Origin of the sequence: Massilia sp. X63 (genome assembly GCF_041023745.1) — a bacterium.
Classification (GTDB): domain Bacteria; phylum Pseudomonadota; class Gammaproteobacteria; order Burkholderiales; family Burkholderiaceae_D; genus Telluria.
This window is the reverse complement of record NZ_JBFTEF010000010.1, coordinates 31,769-58,766: the sequence shown is the minus strand read 5'-3', so window position 1 is coordinate 58,766 and position 26,998 is coordinate 31,769. Positions and strand designations below refer to the sequence as shown.

Annotated in this window: 19 protein-coding genes and 2 riboswitches; of the genes, 12 read left to right on the top strand and 7 right to left on the bottom strand. The window is 68.0% G+C overall.

Going from position 1 to position 26,998, the window contains the following annotated elements; all coding sequences use genetic code 11:
• Positions 1–19: 19 nt before the first annotated feature.
• The 3 genes from gcvP to gcvT all read right to left on the bottom strand — a co-directional run bounded on the left by gcvP (position 20) and on the right by gcvT (position 4,610).
• Positions 20–2,911: an aminomethyl-transferring glycine dehydrogenase gene (gcvP, locus tag AB3347_RS18735; protein WP_369093226.1), complete on the bottom strand. Its 2,892-nt coding sequence runs from the start codon at positions 2,909–2,911 to the stop codon at positions 20–22.
• A 129-nt stretch (positions 2,912–3,040) separates the two neighbouring features.
• Positions 3,041–3,421 carry a glycine cleavage system protein GcvH gene (gene gcvH / locus AB3347_RS18730; protein ID WP_369093225.1) on the bottom strand — a complete coding sequence of 127 codons (381 nt, stop codon included), beginning with the start codon at positions 3,419–3,421 and terminating at the stop codon, positions 3,041–3,043.
• A 58-nt stretch (positions 3,422–3,479) separates the two neighbouring features.
• Positions 3,480–4,610 (bottom strand): glycine cleavage system aminomethyltransferase GcvT, encoded by a 1,131-nt coding sequence (gene gcvT / locus AB3347_RS18725; RefSeq protein WP_369093224.1) that lies wholly within the window; start codon positions 4,608–4,610, stop codon positions 3,480–3,482.
• 47 nt (positions 4,611–4,657) lie between these two features.
• Positions 4,658–4,757, bottom strand: a riboswitch (glycine riboswitch).
• A gap of 18 nt (positions 4,758–4,775) precedes the next feature.
• Positions 4,776–4,861, bottom strand: a riboswitch (glycine riboswitch).
• Between the two features lie 166 nt (positions 4,862–5,027).
• Between gcvT and AB3347_RS18720 the strand changes: the two genes are divergently transcribed.
• Positions 5,028–5,618 (top strand): ATP-dependent Clp protease proteolytic subunit, encoded by a 591-nt coding sequence (locus AB3347_RS18720; protein ID WP_369093223.1) that lies wholly within the window; start codon positions 5,028–5,030, stop codon positions 5,616–5,618.
• 79 nt (positions 5,619–5,697) lie between these two features.
• On the opposite strand, the gene AB3347_RS18715 is transcribed toward AB3347_RS18720, so the two are convergent.
• Positions 5,698–5,934: a hypothetical protein gene (locus AB3347_RS18715; RefSeq protein ID WP_369093222.1), complete on the bottom strand. Its 237-nt coding sequence runs from the start codon at positions 5,932–5,934 to the stop codon at positions 5,698–5,700.
• A gap of 277 nt (positions 5,935–6,211) precedes the next feature.
• Here AB3347_RS18715 and AB3347_RS18710 point away from each other — a divergent pair, with 277 nt between their 5' ends.
• The 7 genes from AB3347_RS18710 to AB3347_RS18680 all read left to right on the top strand — a co-directional run bounded on the left by AB3347_RS18710 (position 6,212) and on the right by AB3347_RS18680 (position 17,649).
• Entirely contained in the window at positions 6,212–8,539 is a 2,328-nt protein-coding gene (locus AB3347_RS18710) for a DUF1631 family protein (RefSeq protein ID WP_369093221.1), read from the top strand.
• A 120-nt stretch (positions 8,540–8,659) separates the two neighbouring features.
• A complete protein-coding gene (smc, locus tag AB3347_RS18705; protein WP_369093220.1) occupies positions 8,660–12,184 on the top strand; it encodes a chromosome segregation protein SMC in 3,525 nt (1,174 codons plus the stop codon).
• Complete coding sequence (locus AB3347_RS18700) at positions 12,181–13,368, top strand: cell division protein ZipA C-terminal FtsZ-binding domain-containing protein (RefSeq protein ID WP_369093219.1); 1,188 nt, start codon at positions 12,181–12,183, stop codon at positions 13,366–13,368. Before smc ends, AB3347_RS18700 begins: the two co-directional genes overlap by 4 nt.
• 9 nt (positions 13,369–13,377) lie before the next feature.
• Positions 13,378–15,732, top strand: a complete 2,355-nt coding sequence (gene ligA / locus AB3347_RS18695) for an NAD-dependent DNA ligase LigA (protein ID WP_369093218.1) — start codon at positions 13,378–13,380, stop codon at positions 15,730–15,732.
• Positions 15,729–16,628 carry a UTP--glucose-1-phosphate uridylyltransferase GalU gene (gene galU / locus AB3347_RS18690; RefSeq protein ID WP_369093217.1) on the top strand — a complete coding sequence of 300 codons (900 nt, stop codon included), beginning with the start codon at positions 15,729–15,731 and terminating at the stop codon, positions 16,626–16,628. The genes ligA and galU overlap by 4 nt, the downstream gene beginning before the upstream one ends.
• 2 nt (positions 16,629–16,630) lie before the next feature.
• A complete protein-coding gene (def, locus tag AB3347_RS18685) occupies positions 16,631–17,167 on the top strand; it encodes a peptide deformylase (RefSeq protein ID WP_369093216.1) in 537 nt (178 codons plus the stop codon).
• Positions 17,164–17,649 (top strand): hypothetical protein, encoded by a 486-nt coding sequence (locus tag AB3347_RS18680; protein ID WP_369093342.1) that lies wholly within the window; start codon positions 17,164–17,166, stop codon positions 17,647–17,649. The genes def and AB3347_RS18680 overlap by 4 nt, the downstream gene beginning before the upstream one ends.
• Positions 17,650–17,681: 32 nt before the next feature.
• Here the strand turns inward: AB3347_RS18680 and AB3347_RS18675 are convergent, their stop codons facing one another.
• The gene (locus AB3347_RS18675) at positions 17,682–19,439 is read right to left on the bottom strand and encodes a DUF885 family protein (RefSeq protein ID WP_369093215.1); all 1,758 of its coding nucleotides are present in this window, start codon (positions 19,437–19,439) and stop codon (positions 17,682–17,684) included.
• A gap of 225 nt (positions 19,440–19,664) precedes the next feature.
• Between AB3347_RS18675 and AB3347_RS18670 the strand changes: the two genes are divergently transcribed.
• From AB3347_RS18670 to AB3347_RS18660, 3 genes are read left to right on the top strand one after another with little or no spacing between them, the layout of a single operon-like run.
• The gene (locus AB3347_RS18670; protein ID WP_369093214.1) at positions 19,665–20,081 is read left to right on the top strand and encodes a hypothetical protein; all 417 of its coding nucleotides are present in this window, start codon (positions 19,665–19,667) and stop codon (positions 20,079–20,081) included.
• Entirely contained in the window at positions 20,082–21,551 is a 1,470-nt protein-coding gene (locus tag AB3347_RS18665) for an RAD55 family ATPase (protein WP_369093213.1), read from the top strand.
• A gap of 55 nt (positions 21,552–21,606) precedes the next feature.
• Positions 21,607–22,932: an ATP-binding protein gene (locus tag AB3347_RS18660; RefSeq protein WP_369093212.1), complete on the top strand. Its 1,326-nt coding sequence runs from the start codon at positions 21,607–21,609 to the stop codon at positions 22,930–22,932.
• A gap of 12 nt (positions 22,933–22,944) precedes the next feature.
• Here the strand turns inward: AB3347_RS18660 and AB3347_RS18655 are convergent, their stop codons facing one another.
• The gene (locus AB3347_RS18655) at positions 22,945–24,156 is read right to left on the bottom strand and encodes a pyridoxal phosphate-dependent aminotransferase (RefSeq protein WP_369093211.1); all 1,212 of its coding nucleotides are present in this window, start codon (positions 24,154–24,156) and stop codon (positions 22,945–22,947) included.
• 71 nt (positions 24,157–24,227) lie between these two features.
• On the bottom strand, positions 24,228–25,742 hold the full coding sequence (locus AB3347_RS18650; protein WP_369093210.1) for a peptide MFS transporter: 1,515 nt from the start codon (positions 25,740–25,742) through the stop codon (positions 24,228–24,230).
• A 175-nt stretch (positions 25,743–25,917) separates the two neighbouring features.
• On the opposite strand from AB3347_RS18650, the gene AB3347_RS18645 reads away from it, so the two are divergent.
• Positions 25,918–26,898: an amidohydrolase family protein gene (locus AB3347_RS18645; RefSeq protein ID WP_369093209.1), complete on the top strand. Its 981-nt coding sequence runs from the start codon at positions 25,918–25,920 to the stop codon at positions 26,896–26,898.
• Positions 26,899–26,998: the final 100 nt, after the last annotated feature.

Below are 26,998 nucleotides of genomic sequence, written 5' to 3'. Positions count from 1 at the left end.
CGAGCGGCCCACCCTGCATTTACTCGTAGTCGCTGATCGGCGCGCAGCCGCAGAACAGGTTACGGTCGCCGTACACGTTGTCGGCGCGGCCGACCGGCGGCCAGTACTTCTTCTTGCGCAGCGAGGCCACCGGGAAGGCCGCCACTTCGCGCGAGTAGGTGTGGGCCCACTCGTCGGCGGTGACCACCTCGGCGGTGTGCGGAGCGCCCTTGAGCGGGTTGTCCATCTTGTCGTACTCGCCGCGCTCGACCTTCACGATCTCGGCGTGGATGGTGATCATCGCTTCGATGAAGCGGTCCAGCTCCGCCTTCGATTCCGACTCGGTCGGCTCGATCATGAGGGTGCCCGGCACCGGGAAGCTCATGGTCGGGGCGTGGAAGCCGAAATCCATCAGGCGCTTGGCCACGTCCTCGTTCGAGATGCCGGTCTTGTCCTGCAGCGGGCGCAGGTCGATGATGCACTCGTGCGCGACCAGGCCATCGTGGCCGGTGTACAGCACAGGGTAGTGCGGAGCCAGGCGGCGGGCGATGTAGTTGGCGTTCAGGATCGCCACTTCGGTCGCTGCGGTCAGGCCCGAGGCGCCCATCATCGCGATGTACATCCACGAGATCGGCAGGATCGAGGCCGAGCCGTAGGCCGCCGCGCTGACCGCGCCGATGCCGGCTTCGTTGCGGACGTAGCCGGTCGACAGCTGGTTCGGCAGGAACGGCGCCAGGTGCGCGCCGACGCCGATCGGGCCAACGCCCGGTCCGCCGCCGCCGTGCGGGATGCAGAAGGTCTTGTGCAGGTTCAGGTGGCTGACGTCGCCGCCGAAGGCGCCCGGCGCGGCCACGCCGACCATCGCGTTCATGTTGGCGCCGTCCACATAGACCTGGCCGCCGTGCTGGTGCACGATCTCGCACAGTTCCTTGATGCCCTCTTCGAACACGCCGTGGGTCGACGGGTAGGTGACCATGACGCAGGCCAGGTCCTTGCTGTACTGCTCGGCCTTGGCCTTCAGGTCGGCCAGGTCCACGTTGCCGTTTTCGTCGCAGGCGGTGACCACGACCTTCATGCCGACCATGCTGGCCGAGGCCGGATTGGTGCCGTGCGCCGAGGACGGGATCAGGCAGATGTTGCGGTGGCCTTCGCCGCGCGCCTGGTGGTACTTCTGGATCACCAGGAGGCCCGCGTATTCGCCCTGCGAACCGGCGTTCGGCTGCAGCGAGATCGCGGCGTAGCCGGTGGCGGCGCACAGCATGGCTTCCAGCTGGCCGATCATTTCGCGGTAGCCGACGGTCTGGTCATCAGGTGCGAACGGGTGGATGTTCGAGAATTCCGGCCAGGTGACCGGGATCATTTCCGAGGTCGCGTTCAGCTTCATGGTGCACGAACCGAGCGGGATCATGGTGCGGTCCAGCGCCAGGTCCTTGTCCGCCAGCGAGCGCAGGTAGCGCAGCATCTCGTGCTCGGCGTGGTAGCGGTGGAAGGTCGGGTGGGTCAGGTAGTCGGTGGTACGGGCCAGTGCGGCCGGGAAGGCGTCCTGGGCGTCGCTGTCCAGCGCATCGATGTCCACCGATTTTCCACCACCGAAGATGGCGAACAGGGCGGCCAGGTCGTCGCGCGTAGTGGTTTCGTCCAGCGAGATGCCGACGTGTCCGTCGTCGATGCGGCGCAGGTTGATGCCGGCCGCTTCGGCGGCGGCGTGCAGTGCCGCTGCATCGCCCTTGACGGTCAGGGTGTCGAAATAGGTGGCGTTCAGCACCTCGGCGCCGAGCTGCTTCAGGCCGGCGGCCAGGATTGCGGTCTGGCGATGCACGCGGGTGGCGATTTGCTTCAGGCCCTGCGGGCCGTGGTAGACCGCGTACATGCCGGCCATCACGGCCAGCAGCACCTGGGCGGTACAGATGTTCGAGGTCGCCTTCTCGCGGCGGATGTGCTGCTCGCGGGTTTGCAGCGCCAGGCGATAGGCCTGGTTGCCCTGGGCGTCGACCGTCACGCCGACCAGGCGGCCGGCCATGCTGCGCTTGTATTCGTCGCGGGTGGCCAGGTAGCCGGCGTGCGGGCCGCCGAAACCGAGCGGCACGCCGAAGCGCTGGCTGTTGCCGACCACGACGTCGGCGCCCCAGGTGCCCGGTGCTTCCAGCACGGTCAGGGCCAGCAGGTCGGCGGCCACGACCACCATCGCGCCGGCAGCGTGCAGGTGTTCGACGGCGGCGCGGTAGTCGCGCACTTCGCCGTTCACGCCCGGGTACTGCAGCAGCACGCCGAAGCAGCTCATTTCGTTACCCTTTGCCAGTTTCTCGATCTCCCCGGCGGCGATCACGCGCACTTCGACGCCGATCGGCTCGGCGCGCGTGCGCACCACTTCCAGGGTCTGCGGCAGCACGTCGTCGGCCACGTAGAAGACTTTCGAGCTTGATTTGCCGACGCGCTGCAGCAGGGTCATGGCTTCGGCGGCGGCGGTGCCTTCGTCCAGCATCGACGAGTTGGCGATGCCCATGCCGGTGAGGTCGGTGATCATCTGCTGGAAGTTCAGGATCGCTTCCAGGCGGCCCTGCGAGATCTCGGGCTGGTACGGGGTGTAGGCGGTGTACCAGGCCGGGTTCTCGAAGATGTTGCGCAGGATGACTTTCGGGGTGTGGGTGCCGTAGTAGCCCTGGCCGATCATCGACTTCATGACCTTGTTCTTCGAGGCCAGCGCACGCAGGGTTGCAAGCGCTTCTTCTTCGCTGCGCGGTTCGACGAACTGGCCCAGGTCCATCGTGTCCTGGCGGCGGATGTTCGCAGGCACGACCGCGTCGATCAGGGCGGCGCGCGAGGCGTAGCCCAGGGTCGACAGCATGGCTGCCTGTTCGGATTCGGACGGGCCGATGTGGCGCGGGATGAACGAATCGCGCGCTTCGAGTTGGGTGAGGCTGGTGCGGGTCATGGTCAAAGTCTGAAGAGATCGGGCGCAAGGCGCGTTGCTACGCTGGGGCCCCGGGGGTAAAGGAGATCGGTAGATCGGGATGAAACCGTCAAACAACAGGTGCGCCCGAAAGCGCACCCGTATTCAAGCTTAGTTGCCGGTGGACTTGCCGTAGGCGTCGGCGTCCATCAGCTTGTCGACCGCGCCGGCGTCGCTCGGAGCCAGCTTGAACAGCCAGGCGCCGTAGGCATCCTGGTTGATCGAGTCCGGGGCATCGGCGACCGACTGGTTCACGGCGGTGACGGTGCCCGACACCGGTGCGTAGATGTCGCTGGCGGCCTTGACCGACTCGACCACCGCGGCGTCGTCGCCGGCGGTGAATGCCTTGCCGACCTGCGGCAGCTCGACGAACACGATGTCGCCCAGCGCGTCCTGTGCGTACTCGGTGATGCCGACGGTCAGGCTGCCGTCAGCTTCGCGGCGCACCCACTCGTGGGACTCGGTGTATTTCAGGTCGGTTGGGATGTTCATATAAGGCTCCAATAGAGGGTGAGGCGGTAGTATAAAGCTTGTAATTGATTTTTCTTGCTCAGACAGCGAGAACCTTGCCGTTGCGGACGAACGGCAGCTTCACCACGCTGGCCGCCAGTTTCTTGTCGCGGATCTCGACGTGCACGGTGTCGCCCACGGCGACGTCCAGCGGCACGCGCGCCAGGGCGATCGCCTGCTGCATGCTCGGGCTGAAGGTGCCGCTGGTGATTTCGCCGGCGTTGCCGGAAGCGGCGACCACCTTCTGGTGGGCGCGCAGGATGCCGCCTTTTTCGCGCAGGATCAGGCCCACGAAGTTGGCCTGCTGGCCCTTGGCCTGCAGGGCAGCCTTGCCGATGAAGTCGCGCTCGGACGCCAGGTCGATGGTCCAGCCCAGGCCGGCGTCCAGCGGATTGATGTTGTCGTCCATGTCCTGGCCGTACAGGTTCATGCCGGCTTCCAGGCGCAGGGTGTCGCGCGCGCCCAGGCCGGCCGGCTTGATGCCGGCGGCGGCGAAGGCGTTCCACAGGGCTTCCACCTGCGAAGCCGGGACGCCGACCTCGAAGCCGTCTTCGCCGGTGTAGCCGGTGCGGGCCACCATGACTTCGCCGAACGGGGTATCCGGGACGATCACGACGTTGAAGGGCTTGAGCGCTTCGGAAGCGGCCTGGACGCCGGGCAGCACCTGCCAGACCTTGGCACGGGCATTCGGGCCCTGCACGGCGATCAGGGCGATCGGATCGCGGTTTTCCTCGCTCGGGTCGCGGCGCTGGGTGATGCTCACGCCGGCGCCGGTGGCCTCGTTCTGCTTGCTCATCCAGGCCACGTCCTTCTCGGCGGTGCCGGCGTTGACGACCAGGCGGAACCAGTCTTCGCTGAAATAGTAGACGATCAGGTCGTCGATCACGCCGCCTTCCGGATTGAGCATGCAGGAATACAGGGCCTTGCCCGGCACCTGCAGCTTGTCGACGTTGTTGGCCAGCAGGCCGCGCAGGAAGGCGCGCACGTTCGCGCCCTCCAGGTCCACCACGCACATGTGCGAGACGTCGAACATGCCGGCGTCGGTACGGACGGCGTTGTGCTCTTCGATCTGGGAACCGTAGTTGACCGGCATGTCCCAGCCGCCGAAGTCGACCATCTTGGCTCCGAGGGAGCGGTGTGCGGAATTGAGCGGGGTCGCTTTGAGCGTCATGGAATCCTCGGGCAGTGAATAGGGGTGCGTGCACCCTCGCGGGTGCCTGTATCCCCTCTGTCCTTGGTACCTGAGAGATAGCGGCATGCGCCGCCTGCCCCTTCGGTGGGCCCCGTGTGTGCGGGGCCGCTCTCCAGAGTGTGAGCCGCCGCGCCGTGCGCTGCCGCTCCCTGACCAGTCCGTTTGCCTGAGAGTTTGTGGGTAGTGCCCCTTCGGCGGCAGGTGTTTCTGCGCTCTCCCGGTCAAGACTGCGGAGGATATGCCAGCATTGGATTGGTGTCAACCAAATGGACGCTGTCGATGGAGAGAATGGCGCTTGCCAAAAAGAATTGCCGCGCACTATTGGCGGGCCGCCCGGCGGGGCCTTCGGACGTGTTTTGCTACACTTGTGCCACACACTTTGCAGTGGGAAAAACTATGAGCGAAGACAAAGCACAGCAGCAGGGACAGGAAACCCGGGAAACCCGGCAAACCAAGGAAGCCTGGTTCACGCTATCGGGCGACGTCAACAGCGACATGGTGCACCGCATGTTCGACGCGGTGTCGATGATGACCGAGGACGGCATCGAGACGGCCCACGTGCTGGTGCAGTCGAACGGCGGCTACGTCAGCGATGGCCTGTGCCTGTACAACTTCCTGGCGAATTCGCCGATCAAGTTCGTCATGTATAACGGCGGGGCGGTGGCCTCGATCGCGGTGATCCTCTACCTGTCCGGCAGCGAGCGCTACTGCAGTGAGACAGCGCGCTTCATGGTGCACAAGTCGCATGCGACGGCTTCGCCGGGCTCGCGCCCGGATGCGCTCAACATCATTGTCGAAGGCTTGCGCGCCGACGATGCGCGCACCGAGTCGATCCTGCGCAAGTGCATCGAACTGACGCCGGAGCAGTGGGCGATCCACCAGTATTCCGACCTGCACCTGAACTCGCGCGACGCCAAGACCGCCGGCCTGGTCAACGACATCCGCGATTTCCGCCCACCCAAGGGCGGCATGCTGCGCAATATCTGAGACACGAAAAAAAGCCCACCGCATGCGGTGGGCCGGCGACAAGCGCGATGCAAGAGGGCAGGCGGGGCCTGCCATCCGATCAGCGTTTCTTGTCGTTCTTGTGGCTTTGACGGCCGGCTTCGGCGTGCTGTTCCGGCGTGCCGCCGCGGGTGCCGCCGCTGGTGCCGCCGCTACCGCTGCCGCTGCCGCTGCCGGAACGCGAGCCCGAGCCCGCCCCCGACTGCTTGTTGCCGTCGTTCTTGTGGCTCTGGCGGCCAGCTTCCGCGTGCTGTTGCGGGGTGCCGCCGCGGGTCGATTTACCTTGATTCGAGGCCATGATCATTTCCTTTCATATGGAAAAATGCCCTGCTTGCCGAGCTGTGGAACCTTACCGCAGCATTTCCGGTCGAGCCATCATGCTGTCCGTATTGATGAATCGGTATCGGAACACGTCGTGATCCAGTGTAGGACAGCTACCGACGTTCTCAAGGAATTCTTTCTGACTGCGTGAGACGCGAAAGCGACTTTGAGGGCAGGATCAAGCTCGTATGCATTTTTTCTATTGCCTCGCGGAAATAATGTGGCACAATAGAAGCATCGACTCCGTCCCACACATGGCCGTGAACACTGCCCAGACACCCGCCGTCCGCAAGGCCGCCCGCGCGCAGCAGGCGACGCTGGACGAGCTCGTCTCCACGGCGGCGGCGGCTGCCACCGAGGGCCTGGTCGACATGGTCGGGCGCATGAGCGCCGTGCTGCTGGACATGACGGCCGCCGGTCCGGATCCGCAGCAGGCCGCGCGCCGTATCCGCTCCGGCAACCTGCTCCGGGACAATGCCTACGCCTTCGTGCACCTGGCCTCGACCGGCATCGAGCTGGCGCTGCGCAAGGAAGTCGCGCTGCTCGCGCCCGGGCTGCAGCCGGCCGCGCCGGCGCCGCTGACCCTGAGCCTGGTGCCGCTCGAGGAGATGGACAGCCAGCTTGCCTTTGCCGCAGTCAGCCGGCCCTTCGATATCCTGCACGCCGAACGCTTGGCCAGCCTGGGCGTGCGCCTGGGCCTGCTGCTCGGGCGCGAACTGGTGCGCGCCGGCCACAATCCATTCCGTCCCGAGGTCTTCCTGCGCGCGTTGCAGGAGGCCTGGTGCGAGTTCGAACCCGACCAGGCGTCGCATGCGCTGGTCGTGCCCTTGCTGCGTCCGGGCGTGATGTTCGAACTCGGACCCGTGCTCGACGCCCTGAACGACAAGCTCAAGCCGGCCCGGGCGCAGCAGCAGGACGAGCGCTTCGCCAAGACCGACGACAGTGCCGCCGCCAGGGCGGCACGGGCACGGCGCGACGCAGCCGTCGCCCAGCAGTTGCGCCAGCTGTTCGGCGCGGCCGAAGCGGCGGCAGGCGCCGACCTCGCGCAGCTGGGTATCCCCTTGATCCCCGACCTGCCGCAGGGCAGCGGCGGTTGGCGCCCGAGCGCGGCCCCCGGCTTCGCGCCCGGCTTCGCGGCCGACCAGGACGCGCTGCCCGCGGCAGCCCGGTCCGAAGCAGTATCGGGCGTGACGCGCCATGCCGGCGCCATGGCCGGAGCGCGGGGCGCGGGTCCCGCCGGCCTGGCCGCGGCGCGGCCGGCGCCTCCGGCGCCCCTGATCGACATGCTCGACAGGCTGGGCGGCCTGGCCGCCGCGGGGGGGGCCGGCCTTGACCTGCAGGCCGGGGGCGCGGCCGGCGCGCACGGCGTGTTCTACCTGCCGCGCCTGAAGCAGAGCCTGCCCCAGGGCAGCCTGTCGCGCGGCGACGAGACCACCCTCGACCTGCTGTCGCGTATCTTCGAGACCGTGCTGCTGGACGAATCGATCCCGCCGGAGACGCGCGAGCTGATCGCCTTCCTGCAGGTGCCGGTGCTGAAGGCCGCGCTCCAGGACCGCAGTTTCTTCTTCGAAGAGGCGCACCCGGCCCGGCGCATGCTCGACCTACTGTCGAACGCCGGCTGGGAGCAGGCCGCCAGCCCGGACGATCCGGTCTTCCGTGCCATGCGGCGCGGGGTCGACCGGCTGCGTGCGGAAGCGCAGCCGGAGAGCTTTGCCGCCGCGGTGGCCGAGCTCGAAGCGGGCATCGCCGCACGCGAACAGGCCGCGCAGGCCGCCATCGCCGGCCCGATCGCCCAGGCCACGCGCCAGGAGAAGCAGGCCGCGGCCAGCCGTTCCGCCAGGAAGGCGGTCGCGCTGCGCCTGGGCGGCGAGCAGGTCGTGGCGCTGGTCGCCACCTTCCTGGAGCAGCGCTGGACCCCGGTGCTCACGCTGGCCTACACCATCGAGGACAGCAAGCCGGGTGCGGTGGACAACGCCACCCGCGCCATGGACGACCTGGTCTGGAGCGTCAAGCCCAAGGTCACCCAGGAAGAGCGCAAGGCGCTCATCAAGCGCCTGCCGGCGCTGCTCACCACCCTCAACAAGTGGCTTGACGCCGTCAAGTGGCAGGACGCCGAGCGCCTTCAGTTCTTCGCCGAGCTGGCCGAATGCCACGCCACCATCGTGCGGGCGCCGATCGAGCTGTCGCCGGAACGCCAGCTGGAGCTGGCAGTGGAGGCCGCACAGCAGGACGCGCTGCGCCGCATCGCCCAGGAACAGGTCGCCGTCCCGGAGGAGGCGCCGGCGGATCCGGCGGCGGCGGCGCTGGCCGCCCTGGAGCGCGGCATGCGGGTCGAGTTCAGCGGTGCGGCCGGGGTGCGCAAGCTGCGCCTGGCCTGGGTCAGCCCCTTGCGTACGCTGTTCATCTTCTCCGGCGCCAACCGCCAGGAAGCTTTTTCGCTGCCGGCCGAGCGCCTGGCCGAGGCCTTCCGCACCGGCAGCATCAGGGTGCTTGCGCCCGAGGGCGTGGTCGGCCGGGTGCTGACCGAAGCGGTCGGTGCGGCCGCCATGAACGACCCCATGCACGCCGCCGGGGTCGCCTGAGGCCCGAAACGGCGCCGGCATGGCGGATTGTCGGGCCTGCAAGCCCGCTACTTGGCCGAAATGCAATCAACAGATGGTATGATTGGGCCTTTGACGACTCTTTAGCCCAGCCGACTCAACGTGCGCCTTTCATCCATCAAATTGTCGGGATTTAAGTCTTTCGTCGATCCCACCAATTTCCAGGTGCCCGGCCAGCTCGTTGGGGTGGTCGGCCCCAACGGTTGCGGCAAGTCGAACATCATCGACGCCGTGCGTTGGGTGCTGGGCGAATCCAAGGCCTCCGAGCTGCGCGGCGAGTCGATGCAGGACGTGATCTTCAACGGCTCCACCCACCGCAAGCCGTCCGGGCGCGCCTCGGTCGAACTGGTGTTCGACAACAGCATGGGCAAGGCGGCAGGGCAGTGGGGGCAATACGCCGAGATCGCGGTCAAGCGCACCCTCACGCGCGACGGCACTTCCACCTACTACATCAACGGCCAGCCGGTGCGCCGGCGCGACATCCAGGACATCTTCCTCGGTACCGGCCTGGGGCCGCGCGCCTACGCCATCATCGGACAAGGCATGATTTCGCGCATCATCGAATCGCGTCCGGAAGAGCTGCGCGTGTTCCTCGAGGAAGCTGCCGGCGTCTCCAAGTACAAGGAGCGCCGCCGCGAGACCGAGAACCGGCTGTCCGACACGCGCGAAAACCTGCTGCGGGTCGAGGACATCCTGCGCGAACTGAACGCCAACCTGGAAAAGCTCGAAGGCCAGGCCGCCGTGGCCAGGCGCTTCCACCAGCTGCAGGCCGACCAGGAAGAGAAGCAGAAGCTGCTCTGGCTGCTGCGCAAGAACGAAGCCAGGGCCGAGCAGCTGCGCTACTTCCGCGAAGTGGAAGAAGCGCAGACCGCGCTCGAGGCCCAGACCGCCAAGCTGCGCAACGTCGAGCTCGAACTCGAGAACATGCGCCAGGCGCACTTTTCCATCGGCGATCGCCTGCATACGGCGCAGGGCGCCCTGTACCAGACCAATTCCGAGATCGGCAGCCTGGAAGCGCAGATCAAGTTCGTGGTCGAGTCGCGCACCCGCCTGCAGAACCAGCTCGGCACGCTCGGCGCCCAGCGGGACCAGTGGCTGGCGCAGCGCCAGGAAGTCGAAGAACAGCTGCTTGAGGCCGAGTTCACGCTGGAAGAACTCGGCGCGCGCGCCGAGGGCGCCCAGATCGCGGTTGAAGCCCATGGGGAGCGCGTGCCCGAGTTGGAAGCCGCGTGGCGCCAGGCCCAGGAGCGCGCCAACGAATCGCGCGCCCGCATCATGCAGGTGCAGCAGCGCATCGAACTGGCCAGCGCCCACCAGCGCAACGCCGCCAACATCCTCACCAGTCTGGCCGCGCGCCGCGAGCGCCTGCAACAGGAGCGCAACGGCCTGAACCTGCCCGACAGCGCCACCCTCGACAACCTGCGCCTGCAACTCGAAGAAAAGCAGCTGGCGCTGGAAGAGCAGGGCATGCTGCTCGACGAAGCGACGGCGCGCCAGGACGCGGTCGAGCAGGAACGCAAGGATGCCCACGCCCAGGTGCAGCAGGAGTCCGGCGCCAACGCCCAGCTGGAAGCGCGCCTGGCCGCGCTGCGCCAGGTGCAGGACCGGGTCCAGACCCAGGGCAAGGTCCAGCCCTGGCTGGAAAAGCACGAGCTGGGCGGCCTGCCGCGCCTGTGGCAGAAGCTCGACATCGAAGCGGGCTGGGAGGCCGCGCTGGAAGCCGTGCTGCGCGAACGTGCCGGCGCGCTCGAGGTGTCGAACCTCGACTGGGCCAAGGCCTTCTTCGGCGATGCGCCGCCGGCCCGCCTGGCCCTGTATGCGCCGACGCCGGGTGCGCCCGCGGCCAGCGACCCGGCGGGCTTGACACCCTTCGCCAGCCTGCTGCGCCTGAACGACCCGGGCCTGCGCGGGGTGCTGAACGACTGGCTGCACCACGTCTACGTGGCCCAGGATGCCGCCGAGGCTTTCGCCAACCGCGCGCGCCTGCCGCAGGGCGGCAGCTTCGTCACCCGCCAGGGCCACCTGGTGTCGCAGTCGAGCGTGCGTTTCCACGCGCCGGACGCCGAGCAGGACGGCATGCTGGCGCGCCAGCACGACATCGAGAACATCGGTAAGCAGCTGCGCGCGCAGGCCCTGCTGCTGGACGAGGCCAGGAGCCGCGCCACCCGCGCCGACGCGGCGGTGAGCGACCTGACGCGGCGCCTGCAGGATGCGCGCCAGCGCTCGGGCACGCTGCAGCGCGAAGTGCATGCGCTGCAGATCGAGGTGCTCAAGCAGAGCGAGATCGAGGCGCGCTTCAACCAGCGCAGCGGCCAGATCGCCGCCGATCTGTCCGAGATCGCGGCCCAGGAAGCCGAGCAGCGCCAGGCTGCCGCCGAAGCGGAACAGGAATTCGAGCAGCTCGACATGGAATTGGCCGAGCTGCAGGGCAGCCACGAGGATGGCCAGACCGCCTTCATCGAGAAAGAGCAGGCCTTGAACGACGCGCGCCAGAAGCTGCGCGACCTCGAGCGCGGCGCCCAGGAGGCGCAATTCGCCGAACGCGCCCAGCGCGCCAGAATCGAGGAGCTGCGCCGCAGCATCGCCACCGCCACCCAACAGGCCGAGCAGGTCGCGGCCAGCCTGGGCGCCGGCAGGCTCGAACTCGAGGCGCTGGAGGCCGGCACCGCCCACGAGGGCCTGCAGGAGCTGCTCGAGCGCCGCAGCACGCAGGAGCGCGCGCTGGCCGACGCGCGTCACGAGCTCGACCAGATCACCCAGCAGCTGCGCCAGCTCGAAGAGATGCGCATGGGGAACGAGCGCAGCCTGCAGCCGCAGCGCGACCGCATCACCGAGATGCAGCTGAAGGAACAGGCCGCGCGCCTGAACCAGGAACAGTTCGCCGAAGCGCTGGCCAGTACCGGCGCGGTCGAATCCGAGCTGGAGCAAAAGCTGACGCCGGACATGAAGCCGCAATACCTGCAGGGCGAGGTCACGCGCCTGACCAATGCCATCGGCGCCCTCGGCGCGGTCAACCTGGCGGCGGTGGACGAGCTGGCCCAGGCCACCGAGCGCAAGCGCTACCTCGACGCGCAGAACAACGACCTGCAGGAGGCCATCGCAACGCTGGAAGATGCGATCCACCGGATCGACCGCGAGACCCGCGACCTGCTGCAGGACACCTTCGATCGCGTCAACACCCACTTCTCGGAACTGTTCCCGATCCTGTTCGGCGGCGGCCAGGCCAGGCTGGTGATGACCGGCGACGAGATCCTGGATTCCGGCGTGCAGGTGATGGCCCAGCCGCCGGGCAAGAAGAACGCCACCATCCACCTGCTGTCCGGCGGCGAGAAGGCGCTCACCGCCACGGCCCTGGTGTTCTCGATGTTCCGCCTGAACCCGGCGCCGTTCTGCCTGCTCGACGAGGTCGACGCGCCGCTGGACGACGCCAATACCGAGCGCTTCTGCCGCATGGTCAAGCGCATGTCGGACCATACCCAATTCCTCTTCATCTCGCACAACAAGATCGCGATGGAGATGGCCAACCAACTGATCGGTGTGACGATGCAGGAGCAGGGCGTATCGCGCATCGTGGCGGTGGACATGGAGTCCGCCGCGAACTTCGCAACTGAGGCACAAGCAGCATGACTGATTTCCAAATGAGCCTGATCGCAGCCGCCGGCGTATTCGTCGCCGGGGTCTTCTCGTACAACAAGTGGCAGGAGTACAAGGCCCGCAAGAGCGTCGAGCGCGCATTCGCATCGGACCATGACGACGTCCTGATGCGCAGCGACGAAAGCGCCGTCGAGCGCCAGGAGCCGGTGCTGGACATCGGTGCGGAATCCTCGCTTGCGCCGCTCGATGTGGAGCCGGGCGAATCGAAGCTGGACGCTGCCGCGCCGGCCCCGGACCTGGCGCCGGCCGCCCCGGCCCAGCCCGCGCCGCCAGGCGCGCCGCGCACCCCGACCACGGTGGCCGCGCTCGCGCCGGCCGCGCCGCTGCCGGGCGCGACGCCGGACACGCCGCCTTCCGAGCTGGCCGAAAGCCTGGTCGACCCGCTGATCGACTGCATCATTCCGCTGAACTTCGAAGGCGCCCTGCGCGGCGACAAGATCCTGCCCGCGCTGCAGAAGCTGCGCCGGGTCGGCAACAAGCCGATCCACTACGTGGGCTTCGCCGTCAGCGGCGACTGGGAACCGATCGTGCACGGCGGCGTGTACACCAAGCTGCAGGCCGGCGTGCAGATGGCCACCCGCACCACGGCCCTGAACGAGATCGAATATTCCGAACTGGTGACGCGCCTGCGCGCGGTGGCCGACGAGATCGGCGCCGAGCCGGAAGTGCCGGACATGATCGAGGTGATGAGCGAAGCGCGCACCCTGCACCGCTTCGTGGCGGGCCACGACGCCCAGCTGGGCGTGAACCTGGCCGCCAACGGCGCCCCGTGGGCGATCTCGACCCTGATCGGGGCGCTGGAAAACCAGGGATTCGACGTGCGCCCGGACGGCCGCTTCGCCATGCCCGATGGGGCAGGCGGCGTGCTGTTCACGCTGTCCACCAACGTCACCCTGGGCGCCGACACCACCAACCGCCTGACCCTGCTGCTGGACGTGCCTTGCGTGGCGCCGAGCCGCGACGGCTTCGGCGCCATGGTCAAGTGCGCGAAAGAGCTGACCGCGCGCCTGGACGCCACCATCGTCGACGACTTCGAGCAGCCGCTGCTCGATCCGGCGCTGGAAGAGATCAAGGGCCAGGTCGCCGAGTTCTACCAGGAGATGGAAGCCTCCGATATCCCGGCCGGTTCCACCCGCGCGCTGCGCCTGTTCGTCTGAGGCCTCGGCATGACGGTCCCACAGGATGCCCTGGCGCGCATGGCGTGGCTGGTCGAGGAACTCAACCGCCATATCTATAACTACCACGTGCTCGACGCCCCGACCATTCCGGACGCCGAGTACGACCGCCTGTTCAGGGAACTGCAGGAGCTGGAAAGCGCCCACCCGCAGGCCGTGAAGAACGACTCGCCGACCTCGCGCGTCGGCGCCGCGCCGATCCCCGAATTCAAGCAGGTGACGCACTCGGTGCCGATGCTGTCGCTGAACAACGGCTTCGCCGACGAAGACGTCGAGAACTTCGACCGCCGCGTGCGCGACGGGCTGGAAGCGAAGCAGGTGGCGTATTCGGCCGAACTGAAGTTCGACGGCCTGGCGATCAGCCTGCGCTACGAGAACGGCGTGTTCGTGCAGGCCGCCACCCGCGGCGACGGCTACACCGGCGAGGACGTGACCGCCAATATCCGCACCGTGCGGGTGATCCCGCTGCGCCTGCACGGCAGCGAGGTGCCGAGCGTGCTGGAAGTGCGTGGCGAAGTCCTGATGTTCAAGGACGACTTCGCGCGCCTGAACCAGCGCCAGCGCGAGGCCGGGCACAAGGAATTCGCGAATCCGCGCAACGCGGCCGCGGGCAGCCTGCGCCAGCTGGACGCGCGCATCACGGCCCAGCGCAAGCTGCGCTTCTTCGCCTACGGCATCGGCCGCCTGGAGGGCGCCGCACTGCCGGAGTCGCATTCGGCGGTGCTCGACTGGTTCGACCGCCTCGGCCTGCCGGTCTCGAAGGAGCGGGCAGTGGTGAGCGGCTGCGAAGGCCTGCTCGGCTACTACCGCGATATCGGGCAAAAGCGCGGCGCGCTTCCTTACGAGATCGACGGCGTGGTGTACAAGGTCGACCGCGTCGCCGACCAGGCCCAGCTGGGCTTCGTGTCGCGCGCGCCGCGCTTCGCGCTGGCCCACAAGTTCCCGGCCGAGGAAGCCCTGACGGTGGTATCGGCAATCGACGTGCAGGTCGGCCGTACCGGCGCCATCACGCCGGTGGCGCGCCTGGTACCGGTGTCGGTCGGCGGCGTCACGGTCACCAACGCGACCCTGCACAACGAGGACGAGGTGCTGCGCAAGGACGTGCGCGTCGGCGACACCGTGATCGTGCGCCGCGCGGGCGACGTGATCCCCGAGGTGCTGGCGGTGGTGCTGGAGCGCCGCCCCGATCCGGAACCGATGCGCTACAAGCTGCCGGACGCGTGCCCGGTGTGCGGCTCGCACGTGGTGCGCGAGGAAGGCGAGGCGATCGCGCGCTGCTCCGGCGGCCTGACCTGCGCGGCCCAGCGCAAGGAGGCGATCCGGCACTTTGCGGGCCGGCGCATGATGGACATCGAAGGCTTGGGCGACCGCTACATCGACAGCCTGGTCGAGTGCAACCTGATCCACGGCGTGGCCGACCTGTACAAGCTCACGCTCGACGACCTGCTCACCATGAAGCGCATGGCCGACGAGCGTGACGGCACCACCCCCGAAACCGTCAAGCAGGGCAAGGTCGCCACCAAGTGGGCCGAGAATCTGCTCCAGGCCATCGCGGACAGCAAGAACCCGCCGCTCGAGCGCCTGCTGTTCGCGCTCGGCATCCGCCACGTGGGCGAGTCGACCGCCAAGACCCTGGCCGACTGGCTCGGCCGCTTCGAACTGGTCCGTCATGCGCCGGAAGCGCTGCTGCGCGTGCTGCCGGACATCGGCGGCACCGTGGCCGAGGCCATCGCCGAATTCTTTGCCGAAGAGAAGAACCAGCGCGAGATCGATGCATTGCTGGCGGCCGGCGTCACGCCGCGGGGCGAACATGCGCCGAGGGCGCAGCTGCGCGAGAAGCTGGAAGAAACGAAGCTGCTGGCGGCGCTCGGCATTCCGAAGCTGACCGAGCCGCGCGCGCGCCAGTTGCTCGCCGCCGGCCAGACCCTGGCGTCGCTGGCGCACCTGAACGTGTTCGGCGTGTTCGGCCTGCCAGGCACCGTCGCCGCCGCACTGGAAGAGTGGATGGCCAGCGCGGCCAACCGCGAGCGCCTGGCCGCGCTGGCCTCCTTGCGCGCCGAACTGCTGGCCCAGCTGCCGGAAGAAGCGCCGGCCGCCGAAGGGATTTTCAGCGGCAAGACCTTCGTGCTGACCGGGACGCTGCCGACCATGAGCCGCGATGCCGCGGGCGCCCTGATCGAAGCCGCGGGCGGCAAGGTGTCCGGTTCGGTATCGAAGAAAACCTCGTACGTGGTCGCCGGGCTCGAGGCGGGCAGCAAGCTTGCCAAGGCCGAGGAACTCGGCGTCACCGTCCTCGACGAAGCCGGGCTGCTCGACCTGCTCGGGCAATCAAAGGAAACCGCATGACCCTGATCCGCAAAGCCGTATTCCCCGTCGCCGGCCTCGGCAGCCGCTTCCTGCCGGCCACCAAGGCCCAGCCGAAAGAGATGCTGCCGATCGTCGACAAGCCGCTGATCCAGTATGCCGTCGAGGAGGCGGTGGCGGCCGGCATCACCGAGATGGTCTTCATCACCGGCCGCAACAAGCGCGCCATCGAGGACCATTTCGACAAGGCCTACGAGCTCGAGGCCGAGCTGGAAGCGCATGGCAAGCAGGCCCTGCTCGACCTGGTGCGCAACGTCATCCCGAAGAACGTCAACTGCATCTACATCCGCCAGTCGGCGCCGCTGGGCCTGGGCCACGCGGTGCTGTGCGCCCGTCCCGTGATCGGCGACGAGCCCTTCGCGGTGCTGCTGGCGGACGACTTCATGGACACCGATGCCGGTACCAGGCCGGTGCTGGCGCAGATGACCGACCTGTATGCCTACGAGCGCTCGAGCATTCTGGCGGTGCAGGACGTCGCGCGCGAGAACACGCGCCAGTACGGCATCGTCAGCGCGTCGAGCTACCGCCCGAACCTGGAACTGGTCTCCGGAATCGTCGAGAAGCCGGCGCCGGAAGTGGCGCCGTCCACGCTGGCGGTGGTCGGCCGCTACGTGCTGTCGGGCTCGATCTTCGGCTACCTCGAGAACCTCGGCACCGGCGCCGGCGGCGAGATCCAGCTCACCGACGGCATCGCCGCCCTGATGCGCGACGAACGGGTGCTGGCCTACCGCTACAAGGGCCAGCGCTACGACTGCGGCTCCAAGCTCGGCTACCTGCAGGCCACCGCGGCGATCGGCCTGAAGCACCCCGAGACCGCGGAAGGCTTCCGCGCCAGCCTGGCCGCGCTGCTGGAAGCGGAACAGATGCGAGGGAATTGATCATGGCCGTCCGCGAGATCCTGCGCATGGGCGATCCGCGCCTGCTGCGCGTGGCCGAGAAGGTCGAAGACTTCGACACGCCCGCGCTGCACGCCCTGATTGCCGACATGTTCGAGACCATGCATGCCGCCCAGGGCGCCGGGCTGGCGGCGCCGCAGATCGGCGTCAACCTGCAGCTGGTGATCTTCGGCTTCGCCAGCAACCAGCGTTACCCGGACGCGCCGCCGGTGCCGCAGACGGTCCTGATCAATCCGGTGCTGACGCCCTTGTCGCAAGAGATGGAAGAGGGCTTCGAGGGCTGCCTGTCGGTGCCCGGCCTGCGCGGCAGCGTGCCGCGCTACACCCGGCTGCATTACGAGGGCGTCGACCAGTACGGCAAGCCGATTGTGCGCGACGCCGAGGGCTTCCATGCGCGCGTGGTCCAGCACGAGGTGGACCACCTGCACGGCATCCTGTACCCGATGCGGATCCGCGACTTTTCCCGCTTCGGCTTCACCGAAGTGATGTTCCCCGATCTCGATCCGAAGGCCGACGACTGATGCGTTCGATTCTTCTCGCGCTGCTGCTGGCGGCGCCGCTGGCGCAGGCGCAAACCGATGGCCTGTTCACGAAAATCGATGCGGCGCCGAAAAGCGAGTTCTGGCTCGACACCGGCTTCGCCACCGCCCACTTCGACAGCGACAAGGACCTGAACGGCGCCAACAAGGGCCTGGGCGCCGAGTACCGCTTCAACGGGACCACCGCGGCCACGGCCGGGCGCTTCTACAACAGCGACCGGCGCTGGTCGAACTACGCCGGGGTGATCTGGCAGCCGTATGCGCTCGGTCCCGTGCGCCTGGGACTGGCGCTGGCGGCGTTCGACGGCTATCCGAACATGCGCGACGGCGGCTGGTTCCCGGCGGCGATCCCGACCCTGACCTATGAATACCGGCGGGTGGGGCTGAATGTGGGGATCATCCCGACCTACAAGGATCGCCTGTATGGCGGGATTTCGTTCCAGCTCAAGTTCAAGCTGTTGTAGGGTGGGCGGATTTCCCGCCCACCCTACGAGCATTACGACTCTTTCGGGTACGGACTCTTCCCCCCATCCGCAATGAACGCATCGATGCGCTGCTGCAGCACCGGCAGCGGCACCGACCCCAGCTGCAGCACGGTATCGTGGAAGTTGCGGATATCGAACTTCGGCCCCAGGGCCTTCTCCGCCCGCGCCCGCGCTTCCTGGATCGCCATCTGGCCCAGGTAGTAGGACAGCGCCTGTCCCGGCCACGAGATGTAGCGGTCCACTTCGGTTTCCACCTCGTGCCTGGCCAGCGCGGTGTTCTCCATCAGGTAGGCTTGTGCCTGTTCGCGCGTCCAGCCCTTGGCGTGGATGCCGGTGTCGACCACCAGGCGCGAGGCGCGCCAGGCCTGGTAGCTCAGCATCCCGAAGTGCTCGTAGGGCGTCTCGTAGATGCCCATCTCCACGCCCAGGCGTTCGGCATACAGCGCCCAGCCTTCGCCGAAGGCCGAGATGTACGCGCGCCGGAAGGGCGGGACGTTTTTCTGTTCCTGGGCCACCGGCATCTGGAAGGCGTGGCCGGGCGCCGATTCGTGCAGGGTCAGCGCCGGCAGGCTGTACAGCGCACGCGCCGGCAGGTTGTAGGTGTTGACCCAATACGAGCCGGGGCCGCCGCGGCCGGCGGTGTAGAAGGGCGCCTGGTCGTCGGGCACCGGGATGATCGCGAAGCGGCGGCGCGGCAGGTAGCCGAAGTACTGGTCGGCCTTGGCGTCGAACTTCTTGGCGGTCCAGGCCGCATGCATCAGGAGTTCCTTGGGCGTCTTCGCGTAGAACTGCGGGTCGGTGCGCAGGAAAGCCAGGAAGGCCGGCAAGTCCCCCTTGAAGTCGACCTGCTTCATGACCTCGTGCATCTCGGCGCGGATCTTCGCCATCTCGGCCAGGCCGATGGCGTGGATCTGCTCGGCCGTCAGGTTCGTGGTGGTGAACTCGACGATCTTCGACTGGTAGTAGGCCTTCCCGCCGGGCATGTTCTCGGCGGCGAGCGTGGTGCGCGCCTTCGGCAGGTACTCGGTGCGGAAGAAGGCCAGCACCTTGGCGTAGGCCGGCTGCACCGCGTCGCGGATCAGGTTGGCGGCCTGCGCCTTCAGCGCCTCCTGCTCGGCGGCGGGAACCGAGGCCGGCATGGTGCGGAAGGGCTGGAAGAACACCGTTTCCTGGGGCGTCCTGGCCTCGGCGATCGGCGCCAGCGCGACGTCGCGGCCCTGCAGGGTCACCTGCGGAGGCGTGAAGCCGCGCGCCAGGCCGGCGCGCATGTTGGCGGTCTCCTGGGCGAAATAGTCGGGCAGGGCGGCCAGCTGCTTCAGGTAGTTGCGGTAGTCGTCCAGCGTGGCGAACGGACGGCGCGCCGTGAAGGTAACGCCGGTCCAGAAGGCGCTGTCGGCATTCACCGGCTGCTCGTATTCGCGGAAGCGCTGGGCGTCCAGCAGCGCGGCGATCTGGGCGCGGTAGACGGCGAAGTTCACGCGCTCGGCAGGCGACAGCTCGGCTGCCCTGATACCGTCGAGTTCCTTCAGGATGCCTTCCCAGTAGCGGCGGCGCGCCTCCTGCGCCGGGGCGTCGACCCGGGCCAGGACCGGGCTCACGCCACGCTCGTCCTCGGCACGCGCAAGGCGCTCCGCGACGCGCCATTGCCATTCTTTCGTGTAAATTGTCTTGAAGCGCGTATCCGCGCTCGTAGCGGCGCTCGCCTGCGTGATCGTGCACACCAGCACGATACACGCGGTCGACAGTACAGCACCCAGCTTCTTTTCCATGGTTCCCCGCGAATGAATGATGAGCAGCATTGCTCGGCGACACTATCTTAGCGGGGATGGGCTAAATTGACACCAATGAAAATGTTTCAGGATGAGCCAGGGTGCTTTCGCCGATTTGCCGGAACAAGCAGCTATAATGCGCGCTGCACCGGGAAAGCACTTGATGTTCTCCCGCTGCCAGACAGCGTCAGCCCAGCAGCTCGACATAACCACCAGCGGCATTCATTGTTCAACGACGAAGACATGACGAATAGTACGGATGCGCGGGATCCATCCGACGGGAGCAGGCATTTGCTGCAACCATGGCGGCGCATCGCACAGCATCTCTGCCCGCTGATCGGGGAGAGCGGCTTTTGCGCATTGTTCGGGCGCGCCGTCCACGTGATCGGCCCCGAGCACGCATGGCTCGCGCCCCAGCAGCCCTGCCGCGCGCCGGAACAGCTCTTTACCTCCCTGGAGGAACGCATGGCCCGCGTCGACGCCGAGCGCGCCGCCGCCGCCAACGAAGTCCTGCTTCGGACCTTCACCCAATTACTTTCCACACTCATCGGTGAAAGACTGACCCAGCGCCTGCTGGAGTCGGCCACCGCCGCCGTCGATCCGGCGCAAGGCCAGCAGAAGAATGCACAGGAGCAGAAATAAATGACCGACAAAGTAAGCTTGGGAAAATTGGCCACGGGGGTGCCGGGGCTCGATGTTCTCTTGGGCGGTGGGCTGAACGAGTTCTCGTTCAACCTGATCACCGGGGCGCCCGGCTGTGGCAAGACCACGCTGGCGCACCAGATCATGTTCGCGCTGGCTAACCCGGATCGCCGCGCCCTGTTCTTCACGGTGCTGGGCGAGCCGCCGTTGAAGATGCTGCGCTACCAGCAGCAGTATTCCTTCTTCGATACCGACAAGGTGAGCACCTCGATCCGCTACGTCAACCTGGCAACCGACCTGCGCGCCGGCGATTTCAGCGGCGTCCTCGAGCGCATCACGCAGGAAGTCGAGGATTTCGCGCCGAGCCTGGTGTTCGTCGATTCCTTCCGCTCCGTGATCCAGACCGGCAAGGGCGGCATCGAAGGCATGAGCGACCTGCAGTTCTTCGTGCAGGAACTCGGCACCCGCATGACCAGCTGGATGGCGACCACCTTCCTGATCGGCGAATACCAGCACAACGAGGTCGAGGCCAATCCGATCACGACCGTCGCCGACGGCATGATCGCCCTGAGCCAGATCCATGACCGCAATGCCGTGGTGCGCAAGATCCGTGTCGTCAAGATGCGCGGCCAGGCCCACATGGGGGGATCGCACACCTTCCGCATCACCGACGACGGCCTGCGCATCTACCCGCGCCTGTTGCCGCCGCTGGCGGAAGACCGCGAGCCCGGCGTTCCGGTGGACCGCGAGCCGCGCCGCATCCCCACCGGCACCCCGGGGCTGGACGACATGCTGCACGGCGGACTGCCCCAGGGACATTCGCTGCTGGCGATCGGGCCCACCGGCTGCGGCAAGACGATCATGGGATCGAAGTTCCTGCGCGCCGGCGTCGAGCTGGGCGACAAGGGCGTGATCATGTGCTTCGAGAAGGGCACGGCGCGCCTGCGCAACGCCGAAATGGCGGCCATGATCCAGGCCGGCCAGGTGAGCGTGGTCGAGAGCCGCCAGATCGACATGACCGCCGAGGAGTTCGAGGACGACCTCTTGACCGCGATCGACCGCAGCGGCGCGCGCCGCGTCGTGATCGACTCGCTGTCGGAGTTCAGTCTCTACCTGGCGCCCGAGTGCCGGCGCGACCTGCGCGAAGGCGTGTTCCGCATCCTGAGCAGCCTGGCCAAGCGCGGCGTGTCGACGCTGGTGACGGTCGGGCTGGACGACCGTTCGGTCGACATGAACTACGCCCGCGCCGACATGGCCTACCTGACCGACGCCATCGTCGCCATGCGCTACGCCGAAACCGACGGGCACGTGCGGCGCTTCATCTCGGTGGTCAAGGTGCGCGGCACCTCCCACAGCCACGACCTGCGCGAGTACCGGATCACCGACGAGGGTATCGAGATCGACACCATCCCCGCGCAGGTGAACGGGGTGTTTTACGGCCGGGTCGACGGCACGACCGCCGACGAATGAGGACAGCATGGGGACGTTTAATGAAGCAAATCCTGGCTCTGAACAACGTTCCCTGATGGCTGACGACACCAACCCACTGGGCAAGCTGCTGCGCGAGCAGGAACTGCAGCAACGCATCGCCTTCCTCGAAGCCGAGCTGTCGCAGGCGCGCGTGCTGGCGCGCGAGCATGCCCGGCTCGAGGCCCAGGTCGAGCAGCTGCGCGAAGCCAACGAGCACCTGGTGATGGCCACCGTCAGCGCCCAGTCGCTGCGCGACCTGGCCGAAGCCACCAACCGGCGCCAGACCGAATTCCTCGCCATGCTGGCGCACGAGCTGCGCAATCCTCTCGCGCCGCTCAGCATGTCCGCCAGCCTGCTCCAGAACCTGGGCGGCGGCTCGTCCAAGCTGGCGCACGTCGCCGGCGTGGTGCGGCGCCAGGTCGACCACATGGCGCACCTGCTCGACGACCTGCTCGACGCCGCGCGCATCAGCAGCGGCAAGATCACCCTCTCGGTGCGCCCGCTGGCGCTGGCCGGCGCGCTCGACCAGGCCATGGAGACGGTCGCGCCGCGCATGCGCGAACGCGGCCAGTCGCTCGTGGTCGAGCTGCCCGCGGAGCCCCTGGTGATCGAAGGCGACCCGGTGCGCCTGACCCAGGTGTTCGCCAACCTGCTCGGCAATGCCTCCAAGTACACCGGCGAGGGCGGGCGCATCGTGCTGCGCGCCTGGCGCGCCGACGACGAGGTGGTGGTGCAGGTGATCGACAACGGCGCCGGGATCGCGCCCGAGATTCTGCCCCAGGTGTTCGACCTGTTCATGCAGGGTCCGCGTTCGCTGGCCCGCTCGGAAGGCGGCCTGGGCATCGGCCTGAACGTGGTGCGCAACCTGGTCGGCATGCACGGCGGCTCGGTCACGGCCGACAGTGCCGGCGAAGGGCAGGGCAGCACCTTCACGGTGCGCCTGCCGTTCTCCGGCGCTGCGGCGCCCGTGTCCGAGATCCCGGCCGGCCCGAGCGCGGCCGGAGGCGCCTGCCGCATCCTGCTGGTCGAAGACAACGTCGATGCCTGCGACACCCTGCGCACCCTGCTCGAACTGGCCGGGCACGACGTGGCGGTGGCCTATGACGGACGGGCGGGACTGGCGGCGGCCCAGGCGCGCCGCCCCGACATCCTGATCTGCGACATCGGCCTGCCCGGCATGGACGGCCTCGAGATCGTGGCGCGGCTGCGCCAGGACCAGCCGGACGCCGCTCCCTTCGCCATCGCCCTGTCGGGCTACGGGCAGAGCGAGGACCGCGAGCGCGCCATGGAGGCGGGCTTCGACCGCTACCTCGTCAAGCCGGTGACGCCGGACCTGCTGCTCGAGCTGGTCGGCGAAGCGCGCGCGGTGCGCCAGGGCTGAGCCGCGCCGCGGTCAGCCGGGCAGCAGGCGCCCCAGGCGCGCCAGCGCTTCCTCGATCCGCTCCAGGCGCGTGGCGTACGAGAAGCGCACGTGCCGGCGCGGCGCGGCAAAACCGAAATCGTCCCCCGGCACGATGGCCACGTGGGCGTCGCGCAGCACCGACCAGGCAAAGGCGGTGCTGTCGGCGCTGTCGCGGTGCGGCAGGGCGGTGATGTCCGCATACACATAGAAGGCGCCGTCGGGCATCACCGGCACCTGGAAGCCGCGCGCGCGCAAGGCCGGCACCAGGTAGTCGCGGCGGCGCTGGAACTCGCGGCGGCGCTCCTCGTAGATGGCCAGCGCTTCCGGGGTGAAGCAGGCCAGCGCGGCCTGCTGGGCCACGGTGGGGGCGCAGATGAACAGGTTCTGCGCCAGCTTCTCGAAGGTCGGCACCAGGCTATCCGGCACCACCAGCCAGCCCAGGCGCCAGCCGGTCATGCTGAAATACTTCGAGAAGCTGTTGACGGTGATCACGTCGGGGTCGAGCGCCAGCGCACTGACCGGCTGGTGGTCGTAGGACAGGCCCTGGTAGATCTCGTCGATGATGGCAAAGCCGCCGCGTGCGCGCACGGCGCCCAGCATGTCGCGCAACTGCGCCGGCGTCATCGAGGTGCCGGTCGGGTTCGAGGGCGAGGCCACCAGCACGCCGCGGGTACGCTCGCTCCAGTTCCCGTCCACGTGGGCGGCGCTCAGCTGGTAGCGGTCCTCGCTCGATGCCGGCACCAGCACCGGCTTGCCGCCGAAGGCGGAGACGAAATGGCGGTTGCACGGGTAGCAGGGGTCCGGCATCAGGACTTCGTCGCCGTCGGCCACCAGCGCGGCGCAGGCCAGCAGCAGGCCGGCCGAGGCGCCGGCGGTGACCACGATGCGGCGCGGGTCGATGTCGAGCGCGTGCACGGCGGCGTAATGGCCGGCGATCGCCTCGCGCAGTTCGCGCAGGCCGAGCGAGTCGGTGTACTGGGTGCTGCCCGCCTTGATCGCGTCCATCGCGGCGTGGGCGACGATGTCGGGCGCGGTGAAGTCGGGCTCGCCGACGCTCATGCTGATCACGTCGATGCCGCTGCGTTTCATTTCGCCGGCGGCCTTTACCATTTCCATGACGCGGAAGGGTTCGATGGCGTGGACGCGCTGGGCGACCTGGAGGGCGCGTGCGGCCCGGGTTTCGGGAGAGGTGGAGAGGGTCATGCCGGGATCCGTGAAATCTGATCCGAGCATCTTACCGCACGGTGGACGGCTTTGCCGCCCACCGGCCATTCCTACTGGTGCGCGTGGTGCGTCGCGGTCAGGCGGCGCATCAGCGGCAGCGCGGCCAGCGCGATCAGGGTGCAGACGATCGCCGCCACCCCCAGCTTGTTGAACAGGCTGGTATACACCGGCAGCGTTTCCACCGCATTGTTCATCCCTTCCGGCACCGCGGCCAGGTTGGCCACCACCCCGCCCAGGTATTGCGAGATGCCGACCGCGACGAAATAGGCGCCCATCATGAAGCCGCCCATGCGCGCCGGCACGTAGCGGGCGATCATGGCCAGGCCGAGGCCGCTCACCAGCAGTTCGCCCAGCGAATACAGGCCGTAGCCGGCGATCATGATCCAGGACGAGGTCAGGCCGTTCACCGCGAAGGCGCCGGCCACGCCGTAGGTGAAGAAGCCGGCCGCCACCACCGCGAAGCCGAGCGCGAACTTGGCGGCGATCGAGATGTCCTTGCCGCTTGACCCGGCGCGGGTGTAGATCCAGGCCAGCACCGGGCTCAGGACCATGATCCAGATCGCGTTCAGGGCCTGGAACTGGGCCGGCGACCAGGTCCACAGGCGGGCGCCCAGCACGGTGAACTCGAGGTCGACGTTACGCAGCGCGAACAGCGACAGCGAGGTCGACATCTGCTGGTAGAAGATGAAGAAGAACACGGTCTGCAGGGTCAGCACCAGCGCCGCCGTCAGGCCGGCGCGCTCGCTCGGCTGGCTGGTGCGGATCAGGTGGGCGAAGATGCCGAGCACCACGATGCCGGCCACGTACACGAAGGCGCGCGCCAGGCCCTGGTTCTCGAGGATGACGGCCGATCCGGCCACCGCCACCAGGCCGCCGGCCAGCACCGCCAGCAGGCGCTTCACGCGCAGCGGCTCGGCGTCCGGCGGCGAGCCGACGTGGGCGATGGTCTTGCGCAGCACGCCGACCGTCAGCAGGCCGATGCCCAGGCCGACGCTGCACACGGCGAAGGCGACGTGCCAGCCGAGTTCACCGCCGTAGGTCGCGTTGACGTGGTCCTTGATCCAGGGCGTGGCCAGCATCGAGAAGGTCGAGCCGACGTTGACCGCCATGTAATAGATGGTGAAGGCGCTGTCGATCTTGGAATCGTCGCCCTCGTAGATCTTGCGCACCAGGTTGGCGGTGTTCGGCTTGAACAGGCCGTTGCCGACCACGATCACGCCGAGCGCCGAGAAGGTCATCCAGGTATTGGTGGTCGGCACCGCCATCAGGGCGTAGCCGAGGGTCAGGATCAGGGCGCCGAGGACCATGCAGCGGCGGGTGCCGAGCACCTTGTCGCCGATCCAGCCGCCAATGGCCGGGGCCACGTAGATCAGGGCCGCGGCGGCGCCCCATACCAGGTTGGCGCGGCTGTCTTCGAAACCGAGGCGCTGCACCATGAAATACACGATCAGGGCCTGCATGCCGTAGTAGCCGAAACGCTCCCACAGCTCGATCAGCGCCACCGTGAGGAAGGAGCGGGTCTGGCTCATGGGCTGCCCTACCTGCGGCGGAATGTCGTTCTTCATGTCTCTCCTGGTTGTATTGGTTGCCGCCTGGCCGGATCGCGGACGGTGCGCACCAGGCGATGCTACGCGAGCGGCATGCAAGATGCAATCTTGACAGGCGTTCGTGCCAATGCGATAACATGGCGGTTTGGCCGGCCGCAAACCGGCCTGCCGGACTACTGCGTGAGGTGTATGTATGAGGTGTCTTTCCGTTCTGTTGTGCGCCGCGCTGGCCGTGTCCGGCGCCCCGGCCGTGGCGGCGCCGGCCGCTCCCGGCGCCCTTGGCGCCCCGGCCGCGGCGGCGCCCCTGGCGGACCACCACCAATACGTCTACAGCCCGGCCGCGGCGGCCTTCATGTCCTCGGCCGGCGCGGAAAGGGTGCTGGTGCAGCCGGTATCGGCGCGCGACCTGATCCCCCAGCTCGACGCCGCCGGCATCGAACGCGCCGCGCTGCTCTCGGTGGCCTACGTGTATGGCCAGCCGCTGCGCTCCGCCGGCGCGGAGTACGCACGGGTGCGCGCCGAGAACGACTGGGCGGCGCGCCAGGCCGCGGAATTCCCCGGCCGCCTGGTGGCGCTGTGCAGCGTCGATCCGCTCAAGGATTACGCGCTGGCCGAACTGGCGCGCTGCGCCGCCAGCCCCGAGTTCGGGCGCGGCATCAAGCTGCAGCCGGCCGCTGGCGGCGTCCAGCTGGACGACCCGGAACAGGTCGAGCGCCTGCGCCGCGTGTTCCGTTCGGCCAATGCGCGCGGCATGGCGATCGTGCTGCAGTTGGGCGAGACCGGCACCCGCGAGGCGCGCCTCCTGATCGACCAGCTGCTGTCGCAGGCGCCCGACGTCCCGGTGCAGGTGGCGTATTCCGGCGAGCGCCAGGCCGCCGCGCAGCTGGCGGCGCTGGCGGTGCTGGCCGATGCCGCCGCCCGCCACGATCCGCGCATGCGCCAGGTGTGGGTCGACGTCACCGCCTTCGCGCGTCCCGGGCTGTCGGCAGCCGACGCGCGCCGGCTGGTGCGGCGCCTGCGCCAGGTCGGCATGGAACGGGTGCTCTACGGTTCCGACGCCGTTGTCGGCGCCGACATCCGTCCGCGCGAGGCCTGGGCGGCCTTCCGCCGCCTGCCGCTTACCGACGCCGAGACCGCGCGCGTGGCCAACAACGTCATGTCCTACCTGCGCTGAGCAGCCGCGGTGCGCCGGCGAAGAGAATATGTAACTTTATTACATAGAGACTTTTTCAGTTGACGGAATTCTGTCATGCTCTCGCTTGTCCCATTGACAA

Bases quoted from the DNA above. Each gene is read 5' to 3' on its own strand.
- AB3347_RS18710 (WP_369093221.1), top strand. From the start codon at position 6,212: ATGGCCGTGAACACTGCCCAGACACCCGCCGTCCGCAAGGCCGCCCGC.
- AB3347_RS18645 (WP_369093209.1), top strand. From the start codon at position 25,918: ATGAGGTGTCTTTCCGTTCTGTTGTGCGCCGCGCTGGCCGTGTCCGGC.
- gcvP (WP_369093226.1), bottom strand. From the start codon at position 2,911: ATGACCCGCACCAGCCTCACCCAACTCGAAGCGCGCGATTCGTTCATC.
- AB3347_RS18655 (WP_369093211.1), bottom strand. From the start codon at position 24,156: ATGACCCTCTCCACCTCTCCCGAAACCCGGGCCGCACGCGCCCTCCAG.
- AB3347_RS18700 (WP_369093219.1), top strand. From the start codon at position 12,181: ATGACTGATTTCCAAATGAGCCTGATCGCAGCCGCCGGCGTATTCGTC.
- AB3347_RS18720 (WP_369093223.1), top strand. From the start codon at position 5,028: ATGAGCGAAGACAAAGCACAGCAGCAGGGACAGGAAACCCGGGAAACC.
- galU (WP_369093217.1), top strand. From the start codon at position 15,729: ATGACCCTGATCCGCAAAGCCGTATTCCCCGTCGCCGGCCTCGGCAGC.
- gcvT (WP_369093224.1), bottom strand. From the start codon at position 4,610: ATGACGCTCAAAGCGACCCCGCTCAATTCCGCACACCGCTCCCTCGGA.
- AB3347_RS18660 (WP_369093212.1), top strand. From the start codon at position 21,607: ATGGCTGACGACACCAACCCACTGGGCAAGCTGCTGCGCGAGCAGGAA.
- gcvH (WP_369093225.1), bottom strand. From the start codon at position 3,421: ATGAACATCCCAACCGACCTGAAATACACCGAGTCCCACGAGTGGGTG.
- ligA (WP_369093218.1), top strand. From the start codon at position 13,378: ATGACGGTCCCACAGGATGCCCTGGCGCGCATGGCGTGGCTGGTCGAG.
- AB3347_RS18715 (WP_369093222.1), bottom strand. From the start codon at position 5,934: ATGGCCTCGAATCAAGGTAAATCGACCCGCGGCGGCACCCCGCAACAG.
- AB3347_RS18665 (WP_369093213.1), top strand. From the start codon at position 20,082: ATGACCGACAAAGTAAGCTTGGGAAAATTGGCCACGGGGGTGCCGGGG.
- AB3347_RS18675 (WP_369093215.1), bottom strand. From the start codon at position 19,439: ATGGAAAAGAAGCTGGGTGCTGTACTGTCGACCGCGTGTATCGTGCTG.
- AB3347_RS18650 (WP_369093210.1), bottom strand. From the start codon at position 25,742: ATGAAGAACGACATTCCGCCGCAGGTAGGGCAGCCCATGAGCCAGACC.
- def (WP_369093216.1), top strand. From the start codon at position 16,631: ATGGCCGTCCGCGAGATCCTGCGCATGGGCGATCCGCGCCTGCTGCGC.